The sequence below is a fragment of the Streptomyces sp. NPDC096105 genome (assembly GCF_044763335.1).
Taxonomy (GTDB): Bacteria; Actinomycetota; Actinomycetes; order Streptomycetales; family Streptomycetaceae; genus Streptomyces.
Genome location: NZ_JBIWGC010000016.1, coordinates 152,096 through 159,958, shown reverse-complemented (window position 1 = coordinate 159,958; position 7,863 = coordinate 152,096). Strand labels below are relative to the sequence as shown.

Annotated in this window: 5 protein-coding genes and 1 pseudogene; 1 reads left to right on the top strand and 5 read right to left on the bottom strand. The window is 71.3% G+C overall.

Features of this window, described 5'->3' with window-relative positions; all coding sequences use genetic code 11:
* Positions 1–693, top strand: a pseudogene (locus tag ACIQ8B_RS24035) (glucose-6-phosphate isomerase); the annotation flags it as partial.
* A gap of 235 nt (positions 694–928) precedes the next feature.
* Here the strand turns inward: ACIQ8B_RS24035 and pgl are convergent.
* From pgl to tkt, 5 genes are read right to left on the bottom strand one after another with little or no spacing between them, the layout of a single operon-like run.
* Positions 929–1,714 carry a 6-phosphogluconolactonase gene (gene pgl / locus ACIQ8B_RS24030; RefSeq protein ID WP_403549467.1) on the bottom strand — a complete coding sequence of 262 codons (786 nt, stop codon included), beginning with the start codon at positions 1,712–1,714 and terminating at the stop codon, positions 929–931.
* Positions 1,711–2,793 carry a glucose-6-phosphate dehydrogenase assembly protein OpcA gene (gene opcA / locus ACIQ8B_RS24025; protein ID WP_106414762.1) on the bottom strand — a complete coding sequence of 361 codons (1,083 nt, stop codon included), beginning with the start codon at positions 2,791–2,793 and terminating at the stop codon, positions 1,711–1,713. Before opcA ends, pgl begins: the two co-directional genes overlap by 4 nt.
* Positions 2,790–4,313: a glucose-6-phosphate dehydrogenase gene (gene zwf / locus ACIQ8B_RS24020; protein WP_403549465.1), complete on the bottom strand. Its 1,524-nt coding sequence runs from the start codon at positions 4,311–4,313 to the stop codon at positions 2,790–2,792. The genes opcA and zwf overlap by 4 nt, the downstream gene beginning before the upstream one ends.
* Positions 4,314–4,317: 4 nt before the next feature.
* On the bottom strand, positions 4,318–5,436 hold the full coding sequence (gene tal / locus ACIQ8B_RS24015; protein WP_403549463.1) for a transaldolase: 1,119 nt from the start codon (positions 5,434–5,436) through the stop codon (positions 4,318–4,320).
* 34 nt (positions 5,437–5,470) lie between these two features.
* A complete protein-coding gene (gene tkt, locus ACIQ8B_RS24010; protein ID WP_403549461.1) occupies positions 5,471–7,558 on the bottom strand; it encodes a transketolase in 2,088 nt (695 codons plus the stop codon).
* Positions 7,559–7,863: the final 305 nt, after the last annotated feature.

The following is a 7,863-nucleotide window of genomic DNA, read 5'->3' as shown; positions in this document are numbered from 1 at the left end:
CTCGGTCTGCTGGGGGTCTGGTACAACAACTTCCACGACGCGCAGTCGCACGCGGTGCTGCCGTACTCGCACTACCTGTCGAAGTTCACCGCCTACCTCCAGCAGCTCGACATGGAGTCCAACGGCAAGTACGTCGGCCGGGACGGACGCGAGGTCGACTGGCAGACCGGCCCCGTGGTGTGGGGCACGCCGGGCACCAACGGGCAGCACGCCTACTACCAGTTGATCCATCAGGGCACCAAGCTGATCCCCGCCGACTTCATCGGCTTCGCCGAGCCCGTGGAGGAGCTGAGCGACCGGCTCGCCGCCCAGCACGACCTGCTGATGGCCAACTTCTTCGCCCAGACGCAGGCGCTGGCCTTCGGCAAGACCCCGGACGAGGTGCGCGCCGAGGGCGTGCCCGAGGACCTGGTCCCGCACAAGACCTTCCGGGGCGACCACCCCACCACGACGATCCTGGCCACCGCGCTGACCCCCTCGGTGCTGGGCCAGCTCGTCGCCCTCTACGAGCACAAGGTGTTCGTGCAGGGCGCCATCTGGAACATCGACTCCTTCGACCAGTGGGGCGTCGAACTCGGCAAGGTGCTCGCCAAGCGCGTGGAGCCCGCGCTCACCGAGGGCGCCGACGTCCCCGGCCTCGACCCGTCCACCAAGGCCCTGGTCGCCGCCTACCGGGAGCTGCGCGGACGCTGACACCGGGTGCGGGGGGCGGCCGTCCGCTCCCCGCACAGCACCAGCAGCGCGGGGGAGGGCGGCGGGGCGATCCCCGCGCCGATGCCGCTCGACCTGCCCCGGGTGCCGATCAGCCGGTGCGCCGGCGGCAGCCCTGGAAGGGCGGAGGGGTGTTCGCCCCTCCGCCCCTCCTTCCCGTTCCTGGGGGCCGCGCCCGTCCCCTCAGGGCCTCGTCCTCAAGCGCCGGACGGGCCGGCTACGGCGTCGCCGGCGGGTACAGCGACCTCGGGAGCTGGGACGCCGCCGCCGCGTCCAGGAGCCACAGGGTGCGGGAGCGGCCGTACGCGCCCGCTGCGGGGGCCTGGATCTCGCCTGCGCCCGAGAGGGCGAGGGCGGCGGCCTCCGCCTTGTCCTCGCCCGCGGCCAGGAGCCACACCTCGCGGGCCGCGCGGATCGCGGGCAGGGTGAGGGTGACCCGGGTCGGCGGGGGCTTGGGAGCGCCGTGGACGCCGACGACCGTGCGCTCCGTCTCGCGGACCGCGGGCAGTTCGGGGAACAGGGACGCCACATGGGTGTCCGGGCCCACGCCCAGCATCAGGACGTCGAAGGCCGGCACCGGGCCGTGGTCCTCCGGCCCCGCCGCCGCGGCCAGCTCCTCTGCGTAGGCGGCGGCCGCCGCCTCCACGTCCGAGCTGTGCGGACCGTCCGACGCGGGCATGGCGTGCACGCGCTTCGGGTCCAGCGGCACCGCGTCCAGCAGCGCCTCCCGGGCCTGGGTGACATTGCGGTCCGGGTCGCCCTCGGGCAGGAACCGCTCGTCGCCCCACCACAGGTCCAGACGCGACCAGTCGATCGCGTCCCGGGCCGGGGCGGCGGCCAGCGCGGCCAGCAGGCCGTTGCCGTTGCGGCCGCCGGTCAGCACGACCGACGCCCCGCCCCGGGAGGACTGCGCGTCCACGATCCTGGTGATCAGCCGGGCCGCCGCGGCCTGCGCCATCAGCTCCTTGTCCCGGTGCACGACCAGCTGGGGTGTCGTACTCACTTCGCCGCCGCCCTCTTCACCGGCGCCTCCGCCGTCGCTTCGGCCGCGGGACCCTTCGCGACCGACTCGACGGGAGCGGGGACGGCTTCCCGTTCTCCGCTCTCCCGTCGCCCGGCCTCCCCTTCTCCTTTGGCCGGCGCGTCACCGCCGTCCCCCTGCTTCAGCCGCTCCACGCCGTAGCGCAGGGCGGACGCGTAGGTGTCGTCCGGGTCCAGCCGGCGCAGTTCCTCCGCGATCAGCTCGGCGGTGTCCCGGCGCTTCAGCGCCACCGCGCGCTTCGGCTGGCCCTGGATGGCCAGCGTCGCCAGCGAGCCGTCGGCGCGGTCCAGCACGATCGGGCCGCAGTCGGTGTCCATGCGGACCGCCGTGAGACCCGGGCCCGCGGAGCGGGTGCGCCGGACGGGGACGTCCAGCCGGTCCGCGAGCCACATCGCCAGCAGCTCGCAGCTCGGGTTGAACTCCTCGCCCTCCACCTCGACGCCCTGCACCTCGCAGGCGACCTGGTCCAGCGCGGCGGCCAGCATCGAACGCCACGGCGTGATGCGGGTCCACGACAGGTCCGTGTCGCCCGGGGTGTAGGCGTCGGCGCGGGCGGCCAGCTCCTTCACCGGCTGCTCGCAGGCGTAGGTGTCGGTCACCCGGCGCTGGGCCAGCGCGCCCAGCGGGTCGTTCGCCGGGTCCAGCGGCGCGTTGACCGGCCACCACACCACCACCGGGGCGTCCGGCAGCAGCAGCGGCAGCACCACCGACTGGGCGTGGTCGACGACCTCGCCGTACAGCCGGAGCACCACCGTCTCGCCGGTGCCGGCGTCCGCGCCGACCCGCACCTCGGCGTCCAGCCGCGACTGCGTGCGGTCCCGCGGCGAACGGGAGACGCGCTTGATGACGACCAGCGTGCGCGAGGGGTGCTCGCGCGAGGCGTCGCCGGCCGCCTTCAGCGCGTCGTAGGCGTTCTCCTCGTCCGTCACGATGACCAGGGTCAGCACCATGCCGACGGCCGGCGTGCCGATGGCCCGCCGGGCCTTCACCAGCGCCTTGTTGATCTTGCTGGCCGTGGTGTCCGTGAGGTCTGTCTTCATGGCCGGCGCCAGCTCCGTCCGTCTCGTTCGAGCATGTCGTCCGCCTCGGCGGGTCCCCAGGTGCCGGCCTGGTACTGGGCCGGCTTGCCGTGGGCGTCCCAGTACTCCTCGATCGGGTCGAGGATCTTCCAGGACAGCTCGACCTCCTCCGTGCGCGGGAAGAGGTTGGAGTCGCCGAGCAGGACGTCGAGAATCAGCCGTTCGTACGCCTCCGGGCTGGACTCGGTGAACGACTCGCCGTAGGCGAAGTCCATCGACACGTCCCGGATCTCCATCGACGTGCCCGGCACCTTCGAGCCGAACCGCACCGTGACGCCCTCGTCCGGCTGGACGCGGATCACGATGGCGTTCTGGCCGAGCTCCTCGGTGGCCGTGGTGTCGAAGGGGGAGTGCGGCGCCCGCTGGAAGACCACCGCGATCTCGGTGACCCGGCGGCCCAGCCGCTTGCCGGTGCGCAGGTAGAAGGGGACGCCCGCCCAGCGGCGGTTGTCGATGCCCAGCTTGATCGCCGCGTAGGTGTCCGTCTTGGAGGACGGGTCGATGCCCTCCTCCTCCAGATAACCGATGATCTTCGCGCCGCCCTGCCAGCCGGCCGCGTACTGCGCGCGCACGGTGTCCCGGCCCAGGTCCCCCGGCAGCCGCACGGCGCCGAGCACCTTGGTCTTCTCCGCGGCCAGCGCGTCCGCGTCGAAGGAGGCGGGCTCCTCCATCGCGGTCAGCGCGAGCAGCTGGAGGAGGTGGTTCTGGATGACGTCGCGGGCGGCGCCGATGCCGTCGTAGTAGCCGGCCCGGCCGCCGATGCCGATGTCCTCGGCCATGGTGATCTGCACGTGGTCCACGAAGGACCGGTTCCAGATCGGTTCGAACATCTGGTTGGCGAAGCGCAGCGCCAGGATGTTCTGGACGGTCTCCTTGCCCAGGTAGTGGTCGATCCGGAAGACCTGCTCCGGGGCGAACACCTCGTGGACGATGGCGTTCAGTTCCTCCGCCGACCTCAGGTCGTGCCCGAACGGCTTCTCGATGACCGCGCGCCGCCAGGAACCGTCCGTCTGGTCCGCCAGCCCGTGCTTCTTCAGCTGCTGGATGACCACGGGGAAGGACCGCGGCGGCACCGACAGGTAGAAGGCGAAGTTGCCGCCCGTGCCCTGCGCCTTGTCCAGTTCCTCGATCGTGCCGCGCAGCCGCTCGAAGGACTCGTCGTCGTCGAAGGTGCCCTGCACGAACCGCATGCCCTGGACGAGCTGCTGCCAGACCTCCTCGCGGAAGGGGGTCCGCGCGTGCTCCTTGACCGCGTCGTGCACCTCCTGCGCGAAGTCCTCGTCCTCCCACTCCCGGCGGGCGAAGCCCACCAGTGAGAAGCCCGGCGGCAGCAGCCCCCGGTTGGCGAGGTCGTACACGGCCGGCATCAGCTTCTTGCGTGACAGGTCGCCCGTGACGCCGAAGATGACCAGGCCCGACGGCCCCGCGATACGCGGGAGCCGTCGGTCAGCGGGGTCACGCAGCGGATTGCTGCTCGACAAGATCTCAGCCCTCCGAGGGGGCGAGGCGCTGGAGCTCCGCCTCGGTCGACTTCAGCAGGTCGTTCCAGGACGCCTCGAACTTGTCGATGCCCTCGTCCTCCAGAAGCCGCACCACCTCGTCGTAGGAGATGCCGAGCCGCTCGATCGCGTCCAGATCGGCGCGCGCCTGCTCGTAGGTGCCGGAGACCGTGTCGCCCCGGATGTCACCCTGCTCCTCGGTGGCGAACAGCGTCGCCTCCGGCATGGTGTTCACCGTGTTCGGCGCCACCAGCTCGTCGACGTACATGGTCGCCTTGTACGCCTTGTCCTTCACACCGGTGGACGCCCACAGCGGACGCTGCTTGTTGGCGCCCTCGCGCTCCAGTGCGGCCCAGCGCTCGGTGGAGAAGACCTCCTCGTACGCCTGGTAGGCCAGGCGCGCGTTGGCGATGGCGGCCTTGCCGCGCAGCGCCTTGGCCTCGTCGGTGCCGAGCGCGTCGATCCGCTTGTCGATCTCGGTGTCCACGCGGGACACGAAGAAGGACGCCACGGAGTGAATCTCCGACAGGTCCAGGCCGCGGGACTTGGCCTTCTCCAGGCCCGCCACGAACGCGTCCATCACCTTGCGGTAGCGCTCCAGGGAGAAGATCAGCGTGACGTTGACGCTGATGCCCAGGCCGATGACCTCGGTGATGGCCGGGATGCCCGCCTCGGTCGCCGGGATCTTGATCAGGGTGTTCGGCCGGTCCACCAGCCAGGCGAGCTGCTTGGCCTCGGCGACCGTCGCACGGGTGTCGTGCGCCACACGCGGGTCCACCTCGATGGACACCCGGCCGTCCTGGCCGTCGGTGGCGTCGAAGACCGGGCGCAGGATGTCGGCGGCGTCGCGGACGTCCGCCGTGGTGATCATCCGGACGGCCTCCTCGACGGTCACCTTCCGGGCCGCGAGGTCGGTGAGCTGCGTGTCGTAGCCGTCGCCCTCGGAGATCGCCTTCTGGAAGATCGTCGGGTTGGTGGTGACGCCCACGACGTGCTGCTGGTCGATCAGCTCGGCGAGGTTGCCCGAGGTGATCCGCTTGCGCGACAGGTCGTCCAGCCAGATCGCGACGCCTTCGTCGGAAAGGCGCTTCAGTGCGTCTGTCATGGAAATTCCCTCTCCTACGTGTCGTATATGAGCGTCAGCGCCGGGCGGCGGCGATCGATTCCCGCGCGACGGCGGCCACGTTGTCGGCGGTGAAGCCGTACTCCTGGAACAGCACCTTGCCGTCGGCCGAGGCACCGAAGTGCTCCAGCGAGACGATGCGGCCGGCGTCGCCCACGTACTTGTGCCAGGTGAGGCCGATCCCCGCCTCGACGGCCACGCGCGCCTTCACGGACGGCGGCAGGACGCTGTCCCGGTACCCCTGGTCCTGCTCCTCGAACCACTCCACGGACGGCATGGACACCACGCGCGTCGGCACGCCGTCGGCCTGCAGCCGCTCCCGCGCCTCGACGGCGACGTGCACCTCGGAACCGGTGGCGATGAGGATGACCTCGGGCTCGCCGCCCTCGGCCTCGAACATCACGTAGCCGCCGCGGGCCGCGTCCTCGTTGGGCTCGTACGTCGGCACGCCCTGGCGGGTCAGCGCCAGACCGTGCGGGGCGCCCTTGCCGAACTCCTTGGTCCAGCGCTTCAGGATCTCGCGCCAGGCGATCGCGGTCTCGTTCGCGTCCGCCGGGCGGACCACGTTCAGGCCCGGGATGGCGCGCAGCGACGCGAGGTGCTCGACCGGCTGGTGGGTCGGGCCGTCCTCGCCGAGACCGATGGAGTCGTGCGTCCACACGTACGTCACCGGCAGGTGCATCAGCGCCGACAGGCGGACGGCGTTGCGCATGTAGTCCGAGAACACCAGGAAGGTGCCGGCGTAGATGCGGGTGTTGCCGTGCAGCGCGATGCCGTTCATCTCCGCGGCCATGGCGTGCTCGCGGATGCCGAAGTGGATCGTGCGGCCGTAGGGGTCCGCCTCGGGCAGCGGGTTGCCGGCGGGGAGGAACGACGACGTCTTGTCGATCGTCGTGTTGTTGGAGCCGGCCAGGTCGGCCGAGCCGCCCCACAGCTCCGGGATCACCGCGCCGAGCGCCTGCAGCACCTTGCCGGAGGCGGCGCGGGTGGCGATGCCCTTGCCGGGCTCGAACACCGGCAGCGCGTCCTGCCAGCCCTTGGGCAGTTCGCCGGCGGCGATCCGGTCGTACTCGGCGGCGCGCTCGGGGTTGCCGTCCCGCCACTGCTGGAAGGACTTCTCCCAGTCGGCACGCGCGGCCCGGCCGCGCTCCAGCGCCTTGCGGGTGTGCGCGATGACCTCGTCGGCGACCTCGAAGGTCTTCTCCGGGTCGAAGCCGAGGACGCGCTTGGTGGCCGCGACCTCGTCGTCGCCGAGCGCCGAGCCGTGCGCGGCCTCGGTGTTCTGCGCGTTCGGGGCGGGCCAGGCGATGATCGAGCGCATCGCGATGAAGGACGGCCGGTCGGTGACCTTCTTGGCCTCCTGGATCGCGTCGTAGATCGCGTGCGGGTCCAGGTCGCCGTCCGGCTTCGGCGCCACGCGCTGCACGTGCCAGCCGTACGCCTCGTACCGCTTGACCGTGTCCTCGGAGACGGCCGTCTCGGTGTCGCCCTCGATCGAGATGTGGTTGTCGTCCCACAGCAGGATCAGGTTGCCGAGCCTCTGGTGGCCGGCCAGCGAGGACGCCTCGGCGGAGATGCCCTCCTGGAGACAGCCGTCACCGGCGATGCAGTAGACGTAGTGGTCGAACGGCGACTCCCCGGCGGGGGCCTCCGGGTCGAACAGACCACGCTCGTAACGGGCGGCCATCGCCATGCCCACCGCGTTGGCGACACCCTGGCCGAGCGGGCCGGTCGTGGTCTCCACGCCCGTGGTGTGGCCGTACTCCGGGTGGCCCGGGGTCTTCGAGCCCCAGGTGCGGAAGGACTTCAGGTCGTCCAGCTCCAGGCCGAAGCCGGCCAGGTAGAGCTGGGTGTAGAGGGTCAGGGACGAGTGGCCGGCGGACAGCACGAAGCGGTCTCGCCCGACCCAGTCGGCGTCCGCCGGGTCGTGCCGCATCACCTTCTGGAAGAGGGTGTACGCGGCAGGCGCCAGGCTCATCGCCGTACCCGGATGGCCGTTGCCGACCTTCTGTACGGCATCGGCGGCCAGGACGCGGGCGGTGTCGACGGCCCGCTGGTCCCACTCGGTCCACTCGAGGTCTGTGGTGGTCGGCTTGATGCTCACCCTGAGTCAGGGCTCCTCTCCACATGTCGGATGCCGGTGTTCACCCACCGGCGAGGTCGAGCCTACCCCCGGAGGACGTGCCTTCCCCCGGGTCGTTCCAGAGTGCGGGCACTCCCTGGGACCCGCCTCCTGACCGGGAATTTTCCGCATCCGGCAGATGAATACGGAGCCGCTCATCCGCGTGCTCAATCGAGCCGGAGGGCGCACCTCGGAGGGGTTTCGCCAACACGACCGGACCCCCGCGAATGCCGGGGTCTGGGCAACGTCTAGAGTGGCGTGGTACGCGCGAGCCCTTACCGCCAGCT